Annotated in this window: 17 protein-coding genes and 1 tRNA gene; 12 read left to right on the forward strand and 6 right to left on the reverse strand. The window is 65.6% G+C overall.

What is annotated here, in order from left to right:
• Positions 1-11: 11 nt before the first annotated feature.
• Together QM682_RS06840 and QM682_RS06845 are read right to left on the reverse strand one after the other, a co-directional pair.
• Positions 12-1,208, reverse strand: a complete 1,197-nt coding sequence (locus QM682_RS06840; protein ID WP_415128196.1) for a UbiH/UbiF family hydroxylase — start codon at positions 1,206-1,208, stop codon at positions 12-14.
• The gene (locus QM682_RS06845; protein ID WP_415128197.1) at positions 1,205-1,885 is read right to left on the reverse strand and encodes a pyrimidine 5'-nucleotidase; all 681 of its coding nucleotides are present in this window, start codon (positions 1,883-1,885) and stop codon (positions 1,205-1,207) included. Before QM682_RS06845 ends, QM682_RS06840 begins: the two co-directional genes overlap by 4 nt.
• A gap of 111 nt (positions 1,886-1,996) precedes the next feature.
• On the opposite strand from QM682_RS06845, the gene QM682_RS06850 reads away from it, so the two are divergent.
• Genes QM682_RS06850 through QM682_RS06860 form a run of 3 tightly spaced genes read left to right on the forward strand, consistent with a single transcriptional unit; the run spans position 1,997 to position 3,920 of the window.
• Complete coding sequence (locus tag QM682_RS06850; RefSeq protein WP_415128309.1) at positions 1,997-2,644, forward strand: GntR family transcriptional regulator; 648 nt, start codon at positions 1,997-1,999, stop codon at positions 2,642-2,644.
• The gene (locus QM682_RS06855; RefSeq protein ID WP_415128198.1) at positions 2,644-3,267 is read left to right on the forward strand and encodes a DNA-3-methyladenine glycosylase family protein; all 624 of its coding nucleotides are present in this window, start codon (positions 2,644-2,646) and stop codon (positions 3,265-3,267) included. Before QM682_RS06850 ends, QM682_RS06855 begins: the two co-directional genes overlap by 1 nt.
• Positions 3,264-3,920 (forward strand): alpha/beta hydrolase, encoded by a 657-nt coding sequence (locus tag QM682_RS06860; RefSeq protein ID WP_415128199.1) that lies wholly within the window; start codon positions 3,264-3,266, stop codon positions 3,918-3,920. The genes QM682_RS06855 and QM682_RS06860 overlap by 4 nt, the downstream gene beginning before the upstream one ends.
• A gap of 274 nt (positions 3,921-4,194) precedes the next feature.
• Here QM682_RS06860 and QM682_RS06865 read toward each other — a convergent pair whose 3' ends face one another.
• On the reverse strand, positions 4,195-4,620 hold the full coding sequence (locus tag QM682_RS06865; protein WP_415128200.1) for a VOC family protein: 426 nt from the start codon (positions 4,618-4,620) through the stop codon (positions 4,195-4,197).
• Positions 4,621-4,801: 181 nt separating this feature from the next.
• Between QM682_RS06865 and QM682_RS06870 the strand changes: the two genes are divergently transcribed.
• Both QM682_RS06870 and QM682_RS06875 read left to right on the forward strand, forming a co-directional pair.
• On the forward strand, positions 4,802-5,395 hold the full coding sequence (locus QM682_RS06870; RefSeq protein WP_415128201.1) for an HNH endonuclease: 594 nt from the start codon (positions 4,802-4,804) through the stop codon (positions 5,393-5,395).
• Between the two features lie 392 nt (positions 5,396-5,787).
• Entirely contained in the window at positions 5,788-6,366 is a 579-nt protein-coding gene (locus QM682_RS06875; RefSeq protein WP_415128202.1) for a hypothetical protein, read from the forward strand.
• A 94-nt stretch (positions 6,367-6,460) separates the two neighbouring features.
• Here the strand turns inward: QM682_RS06875 and QM682_RS06880 are convergent.
• Positions 6,461-6,536: transfer RNA gene (locus QM682_RS06880), tRNA-Ala, on the reverse strand.
• A 388-nt stretch (positions 6,537-6,924) separates the two neighbouring features.
• Here QM682_RS06880 and tig point away from each other — a divergent pair.
• Entirely contained in the window at positions 6,925-8,259 is a 1,335-nt protein-coding gene (tig, locus tag QM682_RS06885; RefSeq protein ID WP_415128203.1) for a trigger factor, read from the forward strand.
• Between the two features lie 337 nt (positions 8,260-8,596).
• Here tig and QM682_RS06890 read toward each other — a convergent pair whose 3' ends face one another.
• The gene (locus QM682_RS06890) at positions 8,597-9,724 is read right to left on the reverse strand and encodes an aminotransferase class V-fold PLP-dependent enzyme (protein WP_415128204.1); all 1,128 of its coding nucleotides are present in this window, start codon (positions 9,722-9,724) and stop codon (positions 8,597-8,599) included.
• Between the two features lie 136 nt (positions 9,725-9,860).
• Here QM682_RS06890 and QM682_RS06895 point away from each other — a divergent pair, with 136 nt between their 5' ends.
• The 3 genes from QM682_RS06895 to QM682_RS06905 all read left to right on the forward strand — a co-directional run bounded on the left by QM682_RS06895 (position 9,861) and on the right by QM682_RS06905 (position 13,287).
• The gene (locus QM682_RS06895; RefSeq protein WP_415128205.1) at positions 9,861-10,556 is read left to right on the forward strand and encodes a type 1 glutamine amidotransferase; all 696 of its coding nucleotides are present in this window, start codon (positions 9,861-9,863) and stop codon (positions 10,554-10,556) included.
• The gene (locus QM682_RS06900; protein ID WP_415128206.1) at positions 10,553-11,911 is read left to right on the forward strand and encodes a glutamine synthetase family protein; all 1,359 of its coding nucleotides are present in this window, start codon (positions 10,553-10,555) and stop codon (positions 11,909-11,911) included. Before QM682_RS06895 ends, QM682_RS06900 begins: the two co-directional genes overlap by 4 nt.
• Before the next feature lie 68 nt (positions 11,912-11,979).
• The gene (locus tag QM682_RS06905; RefSeq protein WP_415128207.1) at positions 11,980-13,287 is read left to right on the forward strand and encodes an NAD(P)/FAD-dependent oxidoreductase; all 1,308 of its coding nucleotides are present in this window, start codon (positions 11,980-11,982) and stop codon (positions 13,285-13,287) included.
• A 664-nt stretch (positions 13,288-13,951) separates the two neighbouring features.
• On the opposite strand, the gene QM682_RS06910 is transcribed toward QM682_RS06905, so the two are convergent.
• Positions 13,952-14,605: a histidine phosphotransferase family protein gene (locus QM682_RS06910; RefSeq protein ID WP_415128208.1), complete on the reverse strand. Its 654-nt coding sequence runs from the start codon at positions 14,603-14,605 to the stop codon at positions 13,952-13,954.
• 42 nt (positions 14,606-14,647) lie between these two features.
• Between QM682_RS06910 and QM682_RS06915 the strand changes: the two genes are divergently transcribed.
• From QM682_RS06915 to QM682_RS06925, 3 genes are all read left to right on the forward strand, one after another.
• The gene (locus tag QM682_RS06915; RefSeq protein ID WP_415128209.1) at positions 14,648-14,824 is read left to right on the forward strand and encodes a DUF3553 domain-containing protein; all 177 of its coding nucleotides are present in this window, start codon (positions 14,648-14,650) and stop codon (positions 14,822-14,824) included.
• Positions 14,825-14,966: 142 nt separating this feature from the next.
• Complete coding sequence (locus QM682_RS06920; RefSeq protein WP_415128210.1) at positions 14,967-15,749, forward strand: GNAT family N-acetyltransferase; 783 nt, start codon at positions 14,967-14,969, stop codon at positions 15,747-15,749.
• Complete coding sequence (locus QM682_RS06925; protein ID WP_415128211.1) at positions 15,746-16,609, forward strand: lysophospholipid acyltransferase family protein; 864 nt, start codon at positions 15,746-15,748, stop codon at positions 16,607-16,609. The genes QM682_RS06920 and QM682_RS06925 overlap by 4 nt, the downstream gene beginning before the upstream one ends.
• The last annotated feature ends 56 nt before the right edge of the window (positions 16,610-16,665 follow it).

Consider the following 16,665-nt stretch of genomic DNA (forward strand, 5'->3'; position numbering starts at 1 on the left):
CCCCACGAGCCTTAGGTCGCGCCCAGGCCGGTGCGCATCAGCAGCTTGCGGACCGGCTGGACCGCGTAAAATCCGCCGAGTGCGGCGGCGCGCAGGTCGCGCAGGGGGCGGGGGGCAAGCATGCTGGCGCGGTTCAGCGCGTCGATGCCGGCCAGACGCGCCAGTGCCTCGGGGCGGCGGCGGCGTTCGAAGCGGGCGAGGCCCTCGGGTTCGCCGGGGCGGTCGGCGGTGATCTCGATCAGGGCGGCAAGATCGGCAAGGCTCATGTTCAGGCCCTGGGCGCCGATCGGCGGGACGACATGGGCGGCCTCGGCGATCAGAGCGGTGCGCGGGCCGGTGAAGCGGTCGGCGATCTGGCTGATGATCGGCCATTCGGTCAGCCGGGTCGCCTGGGTCAGGTGGCCCAGCACGCCGGCCGAGCGGCGGTTCAGTTCAACCTCGAAGGCTTCGGGGGGCAGGGCGCGCAGGCGGGCGATTTCCGGCCCGCGATCCATCCAGACCACCGCCGAGCACGGCCTGCCATCGCGCGTGGGCAGCGGGACCAGCGTGAAAGGGCCGCCTGAACGGTGGATCTCGGTCGAGACGTTTTCATGGGCGCGCGCATGGGTCACCGCGAAGGCCAGCGCCTTCTGGCCATAGCGCAGCGTTCGCACCCCGATCCCCAGCGCCTGGCGCACGGGCGAGTCGCGGCCATCGGCGCCGATCACCAGGCGCGCGCGGATGCGGCTGCCATCGGTCAGCCGGGCCAGCGCCTCGGCCTGGCGGGCGGTCAGGGCGGCGGTGCCGGTGCCGGGCAGGAAGCGGACGTTTTGCAGCCCCGCCAGCCGCGCGGCGATCTCGCGCTTCAGCAGCCAGTTCGGCAGGTTCCAGCCGAAGGGCTGGTCCGAGATTTCGGCCGCGTCGAATTCCCGCACCAGCCGCGCCTGGGGCAGCCCGCCGCCCGCATCGACGATGCGCATGACTTGCAGGGGCGTGGCGTGCGGGGCCAGCCGCTCCCACAGGCCGGCCGCCTTCAGCGTCGCGACCGAGGGTTGCAGGAAGGCGGTGCTGCGCAGGTCCGCGCCCTGGGCCGCTTCATCCGTGACCGGGGGTGCGGGGTCGACGCAAAGGACGGAATGGCCCGCCGCGCCGAAGCTTGCCGCCGCGATCAGCCCGGCGATGCCCCCGCCCGAGATCAGCACGTCGTAGTCCTGGATCTGTCCGGTCATGGGGTCGGCTCCTGAATGGCAAGGCGGCGCAGGAAATCGGCCAGATCGCCCGTGCGGTGATGGACATGGGGGCCATGGTCGCTGTCGGGGGCCGGATCGTCCGGGCCGCTTCTGCCCGCGCCGACCAGCACCGTGCGCATTCCCAGCGCATGCGGCACGGCGAGGTTGCGGGGATCATCCTCGAACATGGCGGCGGAGCGCGGGGCGAAGCCCGATTGCGCGATCACCGCCTCATAGGCGCGGAAGTCGGGCTTGGGGTGAAAGCCCAGGCTGTCGATGCCATGCACCTGGTCGAACACCTCCAGCCCGCGGCCCTTCAACACCCGCGCGGCATAGGCGACATCGCCATTGGTATGCACGATCTTGCGTCCCGGCAGGTCGCGGATCAGCGCGGCAAGCCGCGGATCCGGCGTCAGTTCCGAGAGGTCGATGTCATGGACCTCGCGCAGGTAGGCCATCGGGTCGATGCCGTGGATCGCCATCAGCCCGGAAAGCGTGGTGCCGTGCTCGCGCCAGTAATGGCTGCGCAGGCGGTTCGCCTCGGGTTCCGAAAGGCGAAGCTCGCGCATGACATAGGCGGTCATGCGCCGTTCGATCTGGTCGAAAAGCCTGATCCGGGGCGCGTAAAGCGTGTTGTCCAGATCGAAGATCCAGGTGGTCACATGCGAGAAATCCATGCCGCATGCCTAAGCCGGGCCGGGACGGCTTGCAATCGTTCACGCGATGTCGCGCGGCGTGCCCGGATGCGGCGCTTGCATTCCCCCGCGCGACGATTGATCGTGCGCGGCATGAAAGATGCCTATTCCCTGATCCTGTCCGCCATCGACAATGGCACCTATCGGCCCGGCGACCGGCTGGTGGAATCCGAGCTGGCCGAGCGTTTCGGGGTCAGCCGCACCCCCGTGCGCGAGGCGCTGCAACGGCTGGAAACCCAGGCCATGCTGAAGCGCGACGGCCGCAGCCTGATCGTGGCGACGCTGGATCACAATCAGTTGGCCGAGCTTTACACCGTGCGGGCCGAGCTTGAGGCCCTGGCCGCGCGCCTTGCCGCCCTGCACGCCACCCCCGAGGAAATCCGCGTCCTGGCCGGCATGGTCCAGGACGATCACCGCATCATGGGCGATCCGCAGGCGCTGTCGCGCGCGAACCGGCGCTTTCACCACCAGATGCATCTGGCCTCGCATAACCGTTATCTGGTGCAGCAACTTGATCTGGTGCATCGTTCGATGGCCCTGATGGCGCGCACGACGCTGGCCGCCAAGGGCCGCGACGCGATCAGCCTGGACGAGCATCAGCAGATCGTGGACGCGATTTCGGCCCGCGATTCCGCCGGGGCCGAGCAGGCATTGCGGCGCCATATCTCGATGGCCTACGAGACCCGGCTGAAGGAAGAGGCGCGGCTGAACGCCCATGGCGGGGCGGGGCTGGACATCTGATGCGGCTGATACGGACCGAGGCGGACCTGGCCGAGGGCGCGGCCCATCTGGCAAAGGTCTGTCCGGTCTGGGCGCGGGTGCTGCCGGACCTGCCGCCCTTGCCGCTGCGGCGCTGGGACGAAGGCTTCGGCTCGATCCGCGATGCCGTCGTCTCGCAGCAGATCTCGACCCATGCGGCGGGGGCGATCTTGGCGCGCATGGCCGGGGCGGGGCTGGAGACCGAGGCGGGGCTTCGCGCCGCAAGCGATGCGGATCTGCGCGCGGCGGGGCTTTCGGGGCGGAAGGCGCGCTATCTGCGCGGCATCGCCCAGGCCGGGATCGACTGGCGGGCGCTGGCCGATCTGCCCGACGAAGAGGCCATCGCCCGGCTGGTCGCGCTGCCGGGTATCGGGCGCTGGACCACCGAGATCTATCTGAAATTCGCGCTGGGGCGGGCCGATGTGCTGGCCTCGGCCGATCTGGCGCTGGCCGAGGCCGCGCGGCTGCTTTACGCCCTGCCCGAGCGTCCCAGGCCCGCCGCCCTGATGGCGCTGGCCGAGCCGTGGCGGCCCTGGCGGGCGGTTGCGGCACGCGGCCTCTGGGCCTATTACCGGCTGGCAAAAGGACGCGAGGGGATCAGATGACACGGGAACTGAAATCGAAGCGCAAGGGACCGGCCAAGCCCGATTCCGTCGTCATCTTTCTGCACGGCTATGGCGCCGACGGCGCGGATCTGCTGGGCCTTGCCGATCCGCTGGCGCCGCATCTGCCGCGCACGGCCTTCTATGCCCCCGATGCGCCCGAGCGTTGCGTGAACAATCCCATGGGTTTTCAGTGGTTCCCGATCCCCTGGATGGACGGCTCATCGCCCGAGGCGGCGCGGTCTTCGGCAGAGCAGTCATTCAATGATATCAATTCTTTCATAGATAAAGTGCTGAAGCAGGATGAGATTGCGCCGGACCGGCTGGCATTGGTAGGCTTCTCGCAGGGCACGATGATGTCGCTTGAGGTCGCTCCCCGCCGCGAGGCCGAGATCGCGGGCGTCGTCGGCTTTTCGGGGCGCCTGCTTGATCCCGAGCAAATGGCGCGCGAGGTGCGCGTCACGCCGCCGGTGCTGCTGCTTCACGGCGATCAGGATCCGGTCGTGCCCTTCGAAAGCATGGGCTTGGCGGCGGATGCGCTGACCGCCGCAGGCTTTGCCGTCTATACGCATGTGATGAAAAATACGCCGCATGGCATCTCACCCGATGGGCTGTCCGCCGCGCTTGGGTTTCTGAAACAGCGGTTTGGCGCCTGATCCTAGCAAGATTCGCAAATAACGCTTGAAACCCACCGGCCAAAGCTTACCTTGGCCTCAAGGATACGAGGAGATTCCGCGATGACCCTGACCTGGATGGCGCTGACCGCACTTCTGCCCGCCGGCCTTCTGGCCGTGGCGATGGCCCGCCCCGAAAAGCAGAAGGTCGCCGTGCGAGCCCGTCGCTGACCTTGACGAATACGGAACGGCGATCCCGCAAGGGGCCGCCGTTTTTTCTTGCGCCCTTTAATATTACGTCCCCAGTCTTGCTCCTTCAGGGTGCCGCCCAGATCCGGGGCTCGGCTATTTCGATGGAATTGCCGGCGGGATCACGGAAATAGATCGAGCGTCCGCCTTGCGGCCAGCGGAAATCCGCCTCGATCACAACTCCCAGGCTTTCCAGATGCGCGCGCCAGGGGTCAAGCTGACCCGGTTCGGCCGCCATGCAGAAATGGCCCGGCCCGCGCGCCCCGTGCGGCGGCACCGGCAGTTTCGCCGCTGACGCGGGCGGGATTATCGTCGCGCGGGGATCGAAGACCAGCAGAATCTGCGCGCCGCAGCGAAAGAAGACGTGGCGACCGGGCGCTGCGGCGACCTTCTCAAGCCCGATGATGCCGGTCCAGAACCCCTCGGCCGCCCTCAGATCGGTGGCGTAAAGCGCGGATTCCAGCGTGCCCAGAAGTTTCGGCGGATGTTTCATGCCCCCTACCCTGCCACGCCAGGCCGCCTCTTTCCAGCGCGAGGGTTGTCACCCCCATGTCACGGATCACGAATATTCGTTCGGGGGCACATATATTCGGGGACTTGCCAGGTCACAGCCGCGATATATAGTCTGACCCGAGAAGATCCGAACTGTTCCTGGCACCAAAGGCAGAGGCCCTATGCTGGACCACCACGGCGAATTCCGAACCCAATTCGTGCGCGAGCCGGCCAGCTTGCGCCACCATCCCGCCCTTGTGCTGAATGCCGATTTCCGGCCGCTCAGCTATTATCCGCTGTCTCTCTGGCCCTGGCAGGAGGCGATCAAGGCGGTCTTCCTGGACCGGGTTCAGATCATCGCCGAATATGACGATGTGGTGCGAAGCCAGCGGCACAGCATACGCATCCCCTCGGTCGTGGTGCTGAAGGATTTCGTCAAACCCCAGAAGCGCGTGGCATTCACGCGCTTCAATCTTTTTCTGAGGGACGAGTTCTGCTGCCAGTATTGCGGCGCCAAGGGGGAACTGACCTTCGATCACGTCGTGCCGCGTTCGCGCGGGGGTATTACCAGTTGGGAGAATGTCGTTGCCGCCTGCTCGCCCTGCAACCTGAAAAAGGCGAACAAGTCGCTGCGGAATTCCGGCCTGCGCCTGCGCCACGCGCCGCATCGTCCCAGCCCCGAAGAGATGCACGCGGCAGGCCGCCGTTTCCCGCCAAACTTCCTGCATGACAGCTGGATGGACTATCTTTACTGGGACAGCGAGTTGGAAAGCTAATTGTTCAGTCCCGTCATCTGGTTGCAAAAGGCGCCATAAGTCTTACCAAATCGGGGCTTATAGTGCATGAAATGATGCATCGGATTCACAATTTTCCGGTTTTCGGCAAACTTGGCGGTGGGTCCCCAAGAAAATTATCCTTGGTCCTGACTGCGCTTCCGGTCAATTACTTCTTTGTCCAGGTCGCAGACATATGTGAGCCGGGGGCTAGACTACGGAACGATAGCTCCTACCATCACGCCGAGCCGGCGTTCTGGAGATCGGCAATGCAGATCGGCAAACCATGTTGCAAGGCCAGCATCTTATCCTTCTGACACCGAATAATTGCCCCGTATAAAACATCCATCGGTTTCTCTGGCGGGCGCTTGCTGTTTCATTCCCGGCAAGCCGGAGTGCTGCTGATCGGTGGGGTCGGGTCCGGCAAGTTCGTCTCCGTCCTCGCCCATATCATGGCGGATACGGGGCGCGGTAAGGATCAACCGCCACGCTATGCCATCCTCGACCCCAAGGGCGAATTGGCTGCCGTGATCGGGCGCGGCCTCGTTCATCAGGGGGCGCATGTCTATTGCATCAACCCGTATCCGCTGCATGGGCTGCCCGATCATAGCGTGGCGCTGCTGGCGCACTTGCCCTTGCTGGTGGCCGACAGCCGCCGCATGGCGCGGACGCCGCTGCCTGACAGTGGCGGCGGGGAAGCGCGGTTCTTTGAACACAAGGCGCAGAACTGGCTGGATGCGCTGCTGCGCGGGCTGGTGCATCTGGACGGCGACGTATCGCTTGAGCAGCGCATCGAAAAGCTGGAACGAGAGAAACGGATATTGGCGGATCGGGTCGAGAATGCCGTGCCGCCGCCGGGCAGGCTGAACGAATTTATCGAACCGACCCTGCTGTTTCCAGCAAGTCATTGGAAAATATACGAAAAATATACATTCCCGCTCAAGCGGACAGTGCTGAAACTGGCCTTCGCGTAGCCCCTGCGCTACAATCGGAAAAAAGGTTATAGAACCGCTGAAATCACCTTTCTGTTCAAGGTGTTAGCGGATTTCTTGCAACAAAAGTGCGGTTTGGTGGAGCCAAGGGGAGTCGAACCCCTGACCTCTTGAATGCCATTCAAGCGCTCTACCAACTGAGCTATGGCCCCACCGGAGGTCTGAAACAACGCTGCCGTCGCTTCGTGAGGCGTCGTATAGGGGGGGTGGAAAAGGGGCGCAAGCGGAAAAAAGCGGATTTTCGGAAGATTCTTCACCCCCCCGAGGTTACCCCAGCAATTGCTGGGCATTGCGGCGGATCACCCGACCGTGGACGGCGCGGCGCGGCTGGGGGCCTGCCCGGCCAGGATCGCGCCCAAGTGCCGTGCCAAGGGGAATCGCGGCAGCGAGGCCATGCGCGGGCAGCCCTTCCTCCTTGCTATGGCCGCCAAAATCCCCTAGCTAGCGCGCTGAAACATGGCGGGGAAGCCGGGGCGATCAAGCCTCGTGGTCCGGGGGCGATGCCCCTTCTTCGCGACAAGGTTGGATGAAGGAAGGCAAATGCAGGTCAAGGAAACCCAGAACGACGGTCTGAAGCGCGGCTATCAATTCACCCTGCCTGCGGCCGATCTGGCCGCGCGGGTCGAAGCGAAGCTGAAAGAGGCCCAGCCCGAGATCGAATTGAAGGGCTTCCGCAAAGGCAAGGTGCCGATGGCGATGCTGAAGAAGCAGTTCGGCCCGCGCATCATGGGCGATGCCATGCAGGAAGCGATCGACGGCGCGCTGCGCAATCATCTGGAGCAATCCGGCGACCGCCCGGCGCTGCAACCCAAGATCGAGATGGTCGGCGGCGAGACCTGGAAAGAGGGTGACGACCTGGTGGTCGATGTCACCTACGAGGCCCTGCCCACCATCCCGCAAGCCGACCTCTCGGGCATCGAGCTTGAGCGCCTGGTCGTCGCCGCCGCCGATGAGCAGATCAGCGAGGCGCTGGAAAACCTGGCCAAGAACGCCCAGTCCTTCGAGGAACGCAAGAAGGGCAGCAAGGCCAAGGAGGGCGATCAGGTCGTGATCGACTTCAAGGGCATGGTCGATGGCGAGGCATTCGAGGGCGGCTCGGCCGAGGATTACCCGCTGGTCCTGGGTTCCTCCAGCTTCATCCCCGGCTTCGAGGATCAGTTGGTCGGCGCGAAAGCCGGCGACGAAATCAATGTCGAGGTCAAGTTCCCCGAGGATTACGGCCATGCCGCGCTGGCCGGCAAGGATGCCGTCTTCGAGACGGTCGTGAAGACCGTGAAGGCGCCCCAGGCCGCCGAACTGGATGACGAACTGGCCAAGAAATTCGGTGCCGAGGATCTTGAGGCGCTGAAGGGGCAGATCCGCTCGCGCCTGGAAGCCGAATACAAGGGCGCCTCGCGCCAGGTGCTCAAACGAGCGCTGCTGGACAAGCTGGATGCGCTGGTCCAGTTCGACCTGCCCCAGTCGCTGGTCGAGGCCGAGGCGGCGCAGATCGCGCACCAGCTTTACCACGAGGAACACCCCGAGGATCACGGCCATAACCATGGCGAGATCGAGCCGACGGAAGAGCACAAGTCCCTGGCCGAGCGCCGGGTCCGCCTGGGCCTGCTGCTGGCCGAGATCGGCCAGAAGGCCGAGATCAGCGTCTCGGATCAGGAGATGACGCAGGCCGTGCTGAGCCAGGCCCGCCAATATCCGGGCCAGGAGCGCGCCTTCTTCGAGTTCATCCAGCAGAACCCGCAGGCCCAGCAACAGCTTCGCGCGCCGATCTTCGAGGACAAGGTCGTCGATCACATCGTCGAGGGCGCCAAGGTGACCGACAAGACGGTCAGCAAGGACGATCTGGAAAAAGCCATCGAGGCGCTGGACAATATCTGATCCGGCCTCGCGATCACGACATCCGGGCCGTCCCCTTGGGGGCGGCCTTGCTTATTTCACGATGGCTTAGGCATTGGGCTGCTTGCAATATAGATACATATCTTCAATATCTTATATTGGATCAACATATGCCGGCGCTTTCCGAAATCTGATCCTGCCTTTGGCGTCAGCCCGCCCGGCTCCGCGACCCGACGCCCCGTGACCTGACACGCAGCCCCCGGCCACCTGGGACCGTTCGATCACCCGCCCCGCCCGCATGAGATCCGCGAAAAGGGCCAGGGACGGCAGGCTGGAAAATACAACCAAGACGCGAGTGGGATCCACATGCCCGCGCGCCTCAGAATACGGCGTCGAAGGCCGGTTTCAGTCGTGCCAGCGTGGCCTCGACATCCTTGAGCTTGTCGAGGCCGAAAAGCCCGATGCGGAAGGTGCGGAACCCCTCGCCCTCGCCCACCTGCAAGGGCACGCCCGCCGCGATCTGATAGCCTTCGGCCAGGAATTTCCTGCCGCTCTGCACCTCGGGATCGTCGGTATGGCAGACCACGACACCCGGCGCCGCGAAGCCATCGGCCGCGACCGAGCGCAGCCCGCGCCGCGCCAACTCCTCGCGCACGGCACGGCCCAGCCGCCATTGCGCGTCGCGCGCGGCCTCGAAACCCATCGCGGCGGTCTCCTCCATGGCGTCCAGAAGCCCCGCCAGCGCATCCGTCGGCATGGTCGCGTGATAGGCGTGGCCACCATCCTCATAGGCTTTCATGATCGCGCGCCATTTCTTCAGATCCAGCGCGAAGCTGTTCGAGGTGGTTTCCTCAAGCCGGGCCAGTCCACGCGCCGAGAACATCACCATCCCCGCCGAGGGCGAGGCCGACCAGCCCTTTTGCGGCGCCGAGATCAGGACATCGACCCCGGTGGCCTGCATATCGACCCAGATCGCGCCCGAGGCGATGCAATCCAGGACCATCAGCGCGCCGACCTCATGGGCCGCGTCGGCAACCGCCTTGATATAGTCGTCGGGCAGGATCATGCCGGCCGAAGTCTCGACATGGGGGGCAAAGACCGCATCGGGGCGCAGCTCGCGGATCTTCTGGACGACCTCCTCGATCGGGGCGGGGGCGAAGGGGGTCCGCGACGCATTGCCCGACTGGCGGGCCATCATCACCGTGGTTTCCCCGGCAAAGCCGCCCGCCTCGAAGATCTGGCTCCAGCGATAGCTGAACCAGCCGTTGCGGATGATCAGCGCATGGGCGTCGCGGCCGAACTGGCGGGCCACCGCCTCCATCGCGCAGGTGCCGCCGCCGGGAACCAGGGCCACGCCCTCGGCGCGATAGACCTCGGCCAGCCGGGCCGAGATCCGGCGCATGACCTGCTGGAACTTCCGCGACATGTGGTTGAGCGAGCGGTCGGTGAAAACCACCGAGAATTCCTGCAAGCCGTCGGGATCGACATCGGGGCGCAGTCCGGGCATGGGAAGAAACCTTTCTTTCATGGCAGCACCGAACCTAGCCCGACCCCGACACGAGGGCCAGCCCCCGCCGCCGCAAGGCCCTTGCCCGGTCCCGCGTCGCCGTCTACCTTCAAGTTGGACAACCAACAGGCCATTCATGCGTATCGGCATTCTGAAATGCGGCCAGTCGCCCGAAATCATCCGGGGCGCGCTTGGCGATTACGATTCGATGTTCGAAGAGCTTCTTGCGGGGCGCGACTTCGACTTCACCAGCTACCACGTCGAGGCGATGGAGTTCCCCGCCTCGGTCCATGACTCCCAGGGCTGGCTTCTGACGGGTTCGCGCCATGGCGCCTATGAAAGTCACGCCTTCATCCCCCCGCTAGAGGATTTCATCCGCGCCGCCTATGTCGCGCGCGTGCCTTTGGTCGGCATCTGCTTCGGCCATCAGATCATCGCCCAGGCCCTGGGCGGACGGGTCGAGAAATTCGCGGGCGGCTGGTCGGTCGGCGCGCAGGAATACGACTTCCAGGGCGAGTCGATCACGCTGAACGCCTGGCATCAGGACCAGGTGGTCGAACCGCCGCCGGGCGCGGAAACCGTGGCGTTCAGCGGTTTTTGCCGGAACGCGGCGCTGGCCTATGACGACCGCGCCTTTACCGTGCAGGCGCATCCCGAATTCGGCGATGCCATGATCGGCGGGCTGATCGAGCATCGCAGCGCCAGCGTCCCGCCCGAACTGGTAGCGAAGGCGCGCGCGCGCCTGAGCGGCGCGGGCCAGTCCGCGATCCTTGCCGACCGGATCGAAACCTTTCTCAAGGCCCCCCGCCTGGCCGTGCGAGGTGCCGCATGAGACCGCGCTGGATCGAGGAAACCCCGCCCGCCACCCAGGATTACGTCGCCGGCCGGCGCCTGGACGAGGTTGAATGCATCGTGGCCGACATCGCCGGGGTGGCGCGCGGCAAGGCCATGCCTGCATCGAAATTCGCGCATCAGGAACGCTTCTACCTGCCGAATTCGATCTTTCTGCAAACCATCACCGGCGATTGGGCGGACAATCCCTCGGGCGCGTTCACCGAACCGGACATGATCCTGACGCCGGACTTCTCGACCGCGACGGCTGCGCCCTGGACGGCGGACGTGACCTTGCAGGTCATCCATGACGTGTCCACGCAATCGGGCGATCCGGTGCCCGCCGCGCCGCGCAATGTGCTGAAACGGGTGGTCGAGCTTTACCGCGCGCGCGGCTGGAAACCCATCGTCGCGCCCGAGATGGAATTCTTCCTGACCGCCCGCAATATCGACCCGAACCAGCCGATCATGCCACCCATGGGCCGCACCGGACGGCGGGCAGCGGCAAAGCAGGCTTACTCGATGAGCGCGGTGGACGAATACGGCAAGGTCATCGACGACATCTATGATTTCGCCGAGGCGCAGGGCTTCGAAATCGACGGCATCCTGCAAGAAGGCGGCGCCGGTCAGGTCGAGATCAACCTGAACCATGGCGATCCCGTGCATCTGGCCGACCAGATCTTTTTCTTCAAGCGGCTGATCCGCGAGGCGGCGCTGCGCCACGACTGTTTCGCCACCTTCATGGCCAAGCCGATCGAAGGCGAGCCGGGCAGCGCCATGCATATCCATCATTCCGTCGTGGGGGTCGAGGACGGGCGCAACATCTTCTCGGACCCGCAGGGGCGCGAGACGCCCGCCTTCATGCATTTCATCGCCGGGATGCAGAAGCATCTGCCCGCCGCGGTCGCGCTGCTGGCCCCCTATGTCAACAGCTATCGCCGCTATGTCCCCGATTTCGCGGCGCCGATCAATCTGGAATGGGGCCGCGACAACCGCACCACCGGGCTGCGGGTGCCGATCTCGGGGCCGGAGGCGCGGCGGATCGAGAACCGGCTGGCGGGCATGGACTGCAACCCCTATCTGGGCCTCGCCGCCAGCCTCGCCTGCGGCTATCTGGGCTTGGTCGAGCAGGAAAATCCCCGCGCCGAATGCCTGGGCGACGCCTATATGTCCGAGGGTGCGCTGCCCTATAACCTGGGCGACGCGCTGGACCTGATGGATGAGAGCGCGCCCATGCGCGAGGTTCTGGGCGCCGAGTTCTTTGCCATCTATCAGGCAGTTAAACGCAATGAATACAAAGAGTTCTTGCAAGTCATCAGCCCGTGGGAGCGTGAGCACCTGCTGCTGAACGTCTGAGACGGCAGGCGTGGCGCCTGTTGCGGGCGTCGTCTTGCGGGTATTTGGGAAGCAAAGAAGGCGACAGGATGAACCTGCTTCACGCCAATGACCGGGCGGGGGAATATCCGCCCAGTCTTTATGCCGCCACGCGCCTGCCGCTGGATCCTTTCCCGCCCTTGCGGGGCGAGGTCCGGGCGGATGTCTGCGTCATCGGCGCAGGCTATACCGGGCTTTCGGCGGCGCTGCATCTGGCCGAGGCCGGGCGCCGGGTGGTGGTCCTTGAGGCGCATCGCGTGGGGTTCGGCGCCTCGGGACGGAATGGCGGGCAGCTTGGCTCGGGGCAGCGGCTGGAGGTCGATCAGCTTGAAGCGATGGCGGGACCGGAGGCCGCGCATCGGCTATGGGACATGGCCGAGGAGGCGAAGGCCCTGACCCGCGCCCTGGCCGCGCGGGCGGGCGTGCCCATCGCCGACGGCATTGCGCATGCCTTCCGCAAGCCCGCCGAATTCGACCACGCGCGCGCGATGATCGAGAGGCTGGCCCGCGATTACGGCTATTGCGCGATCGAGCCGCTGGAGCGCGAGGCGTTTCGGGCACTGCTGCCCTCGGACAGCTATGTCGCGGGCGAACTGGACATGGGCGCCGGGCATCTGCATCCGTTGAACCTGGCCATCGGGATGGCGCGGTTGGCCGATGCGGCCGGAGCCGTCATCCATGAGCGTGCCGAGGTGGTGGACCTGCGGCATGGCGGGGTCACCGCCGCGACCCGCGTAAACACCGCCGAGGGCGCGGTAATCTGCGATCGTCTGATCCTGGCCTGCAACGGTTACCTGGGCGGGCTTGCACCGAAGGTGGCGGCGCGGGTGATGCCGCTGAACAATTTCATCGTCGCAACCGAGCCGCTGGGCACACGCGCCGCCCAGGTGCTGACCCGCGACATCGGCGTGCATGATACGAAGTTCGTGGTGAACTATTGGCGGCTGGACCCCGAGGGACGGCTGATCTTTGGCGGCGGCGAAAACCTGGGCTATCGCTTCCCCTCCGATATCTTTGCCAAGGTGCGAAAACCGCTGTTGCGGATCTATCCCGGACTGGCCGATATCCGCCTGACCCATGCCTGGGGCGGGACTTTGGCGATCACCATGAACCGGATGCCCTGTTTCACCCGCCCCGCCCCGAACTGCCTTTCGGCCAGCGGCTATTCCGGCCATGGGCTGGCGCTGGCCTGTCTTGCGGGCAAGTTGATGGCGCAGGCCCTTCAAGGGCAGAGCGAGGGTTTCGACACCATGGCCGCCCTGCCCACGCCGCCTTTCCCCGGCGGCACCCTGCTGCGCTGGCCGCTGCTGGTCGCGGGCATGAGCTGGTATGCGCTGCGCGACCGGCTGGGGGGCTAGCGATGTCGTGACCGAAGGCGAGGAAGGGGAGCGCCTTTTGCCACGCGCGACGCCGGGCCGGAGCAATGGATGGCATGGCCGCTGTCCCAGAAAGCGGAAAGCAAGGGCAAGCACGCGGCAGGCGCATCCGAAGGGCCGCGCGACCCAAGCGCCGTGCCCCCACACCCGGCCTTCAGACCCTTTGTCGCCCGAGCATGGTTGTGGGCATGGACCGAGCGCCATCGTCCAGTGTGGCTTCGCCGAGGCTGTGCCGCAGCATACAGGGCAATATCGCGGAATTCGGCGGCTGGGCGCATCCCTCAAGACGGCGTCGACATCCCTCAATCGACGTCGGCATCTGCGGACAGCATAGCCTGCCCCCCTGAGCGCAGCCTCATAGGCTTCCCGCTCCGTCTGAGGATCGGCACCCAGCGCCGCCTGCCGCCACGCCCGAGCTATCTCTCGCTCTACCTGGGCATGATACCGAGGCCAAAGCCGAGGCAGATCCCAACCTTCAGCAATCCCTTGCGGGCGGACGTTTCACCAAGCCAAGCCCGGCCGCGCAGGCAACTGGCCCTGCCCGCCTGCGCCATCAGGCTTGGACAGGCGGCGCCGGCATGGCCCGTCATTCATGAAAACGCCGGCGTGGGGCGATCCATTCACGACGCATGGCGGGCAAAATGCGTTAAAAGGAAATCTCGCCACCGCTTTCGTCCAGTTCCCAGGCCAGGCTGCGGCGGGCGCCGGCGGCGAAGCTTGCCAGCAGCGCGAAATGCACCTCGGCGGGCAAAGGCTCGGGCAGGTCCAGACGCGCGCCCTGATCCAGCCAGGCCCAAAGCGCGGGGTCGCGCTTGGTGCGCGCGGCCTGGGCCACCAGGCGCCAGCCCTGCGCGCCGCGACAGATCAGCACGCTGCCGCCCCAGGGCAAGGCGGTCTCAAGGCACATCAGGCCCAGAAGGATCAGCCGCGCCTCGTCGCGGGGCAGGTCGCCCTGCGCATCAAGGCGCAGCCTCAACCGTCCCACGCGCTCAAGATCGGCCAGCAGAGCGGTGAGTTCGGGCAGAGCCAGGCGCTGCTCGGCCCCGGCGGGGCCAAAGGCCACCCGGAACCAGCGCAGCCGTGCCCGCGCCGCGTCAAGGCTCTCGGCCACAAGCTGCAATTCGGGCGACTGCAAGATGCCCGGAAACTCTCCCCCCATCTGCAACAGCTCCAACCCGTTGCCGATCGCCCCCAAAGGCGAGACCAGGTCATGGCATAGCCGCGAGGTCACAAGCGCGGCCAATCGGTCGTTTTTCAGCTTGCTCGCCATCTGTTCGGGGTGGATTGTCAGATCGTCCATCTGTGTCTAGCTTTCCATCATATTCCATTGCGAGATTGCGACATGAACGAAATCCTGGAACCCGGCATGCTGGTCCGCCATCCCGCCGCGCCAGAATGGGGCATCGGGCAGGTCCAGTCGCGGATCGGCGACCGCATCACGGTGAATTTCGCCCATGCCGGCAAGCAGGTCGTGGACGGTCGGAATGTCAGCCTGGAATTGGTCACGTCGGCCCCTTAAATCATACAATTCGAGTTTAATACAACTTTTGAGTGAGTCAATTCCCCCTGAACCTGCCCCTCGCTTTCGTGCCAGGTTGCATCGCCCGCCCGTGGCGCCTAGAGACGTTTGAACCACAACCCGACCGGCAAGAGCATCGCTGATGACCTCGGACAACCTGTTCTTCGAAACCCGGCTGGCCCAGGACGAAAACGACCTGCTGGCCGCGCAGCGACTGCGCTACCGGGTCTTTGTCGAGGAACTGGGCGGCGATGGCGCGATGGTCGATCACGCGCGGCGGCTGGAACGGGACGAGTTCGATTCGCTGGTCGATCACCTGCTGCTGATCGACAATCGCCGCGACCGCAACAGCCTCGATCATGTGGTGGGGGCCTATCGCCTGCTGCCGGGCGAACGGGCGGCGCGCTTCGGCCGCTTCTATTGCGATGCCGAATACGACCTTTCGGCGCTGCGGGCCTCGGGGCGCTCGCTTCTGGAACTGGGGCGCTCCTGCGTGGATGCCGGGTTCCGGGGCAGTTCGGGAATGTTCCTTTTGTGGAACGCGCTGGCGGAATATGTGCTGGCGCGAGAGATAGAACTGCTTTTCGGCGTGGCCTCGTTCCATGGCACCGATCCCCAGGCGCTGGCCCAGCCGCTAAGCTGGCTGCATCACAACCACCTGGCGCCCGAGGCCCTGCGTCCCCGCGCCCGGCCCGAAGGGTTCCAGCCCATGGACCTGGTGGCCGAGCCGGATCTGGACCGGCGCGCGGCCATGCTGAGCATGCCCGCGCTGATCAAAGCCTATCTGCGCATGGGCGGGATCATCGGCGAAGGCGCCTATCTGGACCATGACTTCAACACCACCGATGTGTTCCTGATGCTGGACACTGCCGCCATGTCCGAAAAGCACCGGAAATTCTACGAGACCCGCTTGCAGACACCATGACCATCGATCCTTCGCCCCCCGCCGCCTTGCCCGAGAACCGGGCAAGCCAGGCCACCTGGATCGGCGAGGCTCCGCCAAAAGTCCGCATCGGCCCGCTGGGCTGGGTGCTGGTGCTGACGCGAGGGCTGGGGGTTATCTTGGTCCTGGCATTGGGCGTGATCCTGATCCTGCCCCTGCGCGGGACCGAGCGGCTGCTTGCCGGCCCCCGCCGCCCGCTGACCGGGCCGTGGGTTCAGGGCGTGTGCCGGATCTGCCTTTGGATCATGGGGATTTCCTGGCGCCGCGAAGGCGAACCCATGCGCGGCCCCGGCGCCGTGGTCGCCAATCACTCAAGCTGGCTCGACATCTTCGCGCTGAATGCCGCGATGCCGGTCTTCTTCGTCTCGAAATCCGAGGTCGCGGGCTGGCCGGGCATCAATATCCTGACCCGCGTCACCAATACCCATTTCGTGACCCGAGATCCACGCCTGGCCCGCATCCAGGCCGCCGAATTCGCCGAGCGCACCCGCGCGGGCCACCGGCTGCTGTTCTTTCCCGAGGGCACAAGCACCGATGGCCGCCGCGTCCTTCCCTTCAAGCCGACGCTGTTTCAGGGTTTTCTTGTGCCCGAACTGCCCCAGAGCCTGGCGATCCAGCCGATGACGGCGATCTATCACGCGCCTCCCGGCCGCGATCCCCGCTTTTACGGATGGTTCGGGGACATGGACCTGGGCGCACATCTGCTGGCCGTGCTGGCCCAGCCTCGCCAGGGCCGCATCACCGTTCGCCTGGGCGCGCCCATTCCCGTCGCCGGAGAAACCCGCAAGACCCTTTCCGCCAAGGCCGAGGCCAGCATCCGCGCGGACTTCGCGAGGGGTTGAAAGCGCGCCCCGGAGCCGCGAGCGCATCGCGGATGGGCACGGTCGCATGGGTATTT

This window comes from Paracoccus sp. (in: a-proteobacteria) (assembly GCF_047605025.1).
Classification (GTDB): Bacteria; Pseudomonadota; Alphaproteobacteria; order Rhodobacterales; family Rhodobacteraceae; genus Paracoccus.

Bases quoted from the DNA above. Each gene is read 5' to 3' on its own strand.
- QM682_RS06910 (WP_415128208.1), bottom strand. From the start codon at position 14,605: ATGGACGATCTGACAATCCACCCCGAACAGATGGCGAGCAAGCTGAAA.
- QM682_RS06870 (WP_415128201.1), top strand. From the start codon at position 4,802: ATGCTGGACCACCACGGCGAATTCCGAACCCAATTCGTGCGCGAGCCG.
- QM682_RS06900 (WP_415128206.1), top strand. From the start codon at position 10,553: ATGAGACCGCGCTGGATCGAGGAAACCCCGCCCGCCACCCAGGATTAC.
- QM682_RS06890 (WP_415128204.1), bottom strand. From the start codon at position 9,724: ATGCCCGGACTGCGCCCCGATGTCGATCCCGACGGCTTGCAGGAATTC.
- QM682_RS06905 (WP_415128207.1), top strand. From the start codon at position 11,980: ATGAACCTGCTTCACGCCAATGACCGGGCGGGGGAATATCCGCCCAGT.
- QM682_RS06915 (WP_415128209.1), top strand. From the start codon at position 14,648: ATGAACGAAATCCTGGAACCCGGCATGCTGGTCCGCCATCCCGCCGCG.
- QM682_RS06845 (WP_415128197.1), bottom strand. From the start codon at position 1,885: ATGGATTTCTCGCATGTGACCACCTGGATCTTCGATCTGGACAACACG.
- QM682_RS06920 (WP_415128210.1), top strand. From the start codon at position 14,967: ATGACCTCGGACAACCTGTTCTTCGAAACCCGGCTGGCCCAGGACGAA.
- tig (WP_415128203.1), top strand. From the start codon at position 6,925: ATGCAGGTCAAGGAAACCCAGAACGACGGTCTGAAGCGCGGCTATCAA.
- QM682_RS06850 (WP_415128309.1), top strand. From the start codon at position 1,997: ATGAAAGATGCCTATTCCCTGATCCTGTCCGCCATCGACAATGGCACC.
- QM682_RS06865 (WP_415128200.1), bottom strand. From the start codon at position 4,620: ATGAAACATCCGCCGAAACTTCTGGGCACGCTGGAATCCGCGCTTTAC.
- QM682_RS06840 (WP_415128196.1), bottom strand. From the start codon at position 1,208: ATGACCGGACAGATCCAGGACTACGACGTGCTGATCTCGGGCGGGGGC.
- QM682_RS06860 (WP_415128199.1), top strand. From the start codon at position 3,264: ATGACACGGGAACTGAAATCGAAGCGCAAGGGACCGGCCAAGCCCGAT.
- QM682_RS06855 (WP_415128198.1), top strand. From the start codon at position 2,644: ATGCGGCTGATACGGACCGAGGCGGACCTGGCCGAGGGCGCGGCCCAT.
- QM682_RS06925 (WP_415128211.1), top strand. From the start codon at position 15,746: ATGACCATCGATCCTTCGCCCCCCGCCGCCTTGCCCGAGAACCGGGCA.
- QM682_RS06895 (WP_415128205.1), top strand. From the start codon at position 9,861: ATGCGTATCGGCATTCTGAAATGCGGCCAGTCGCCCGAAATCATCCGG.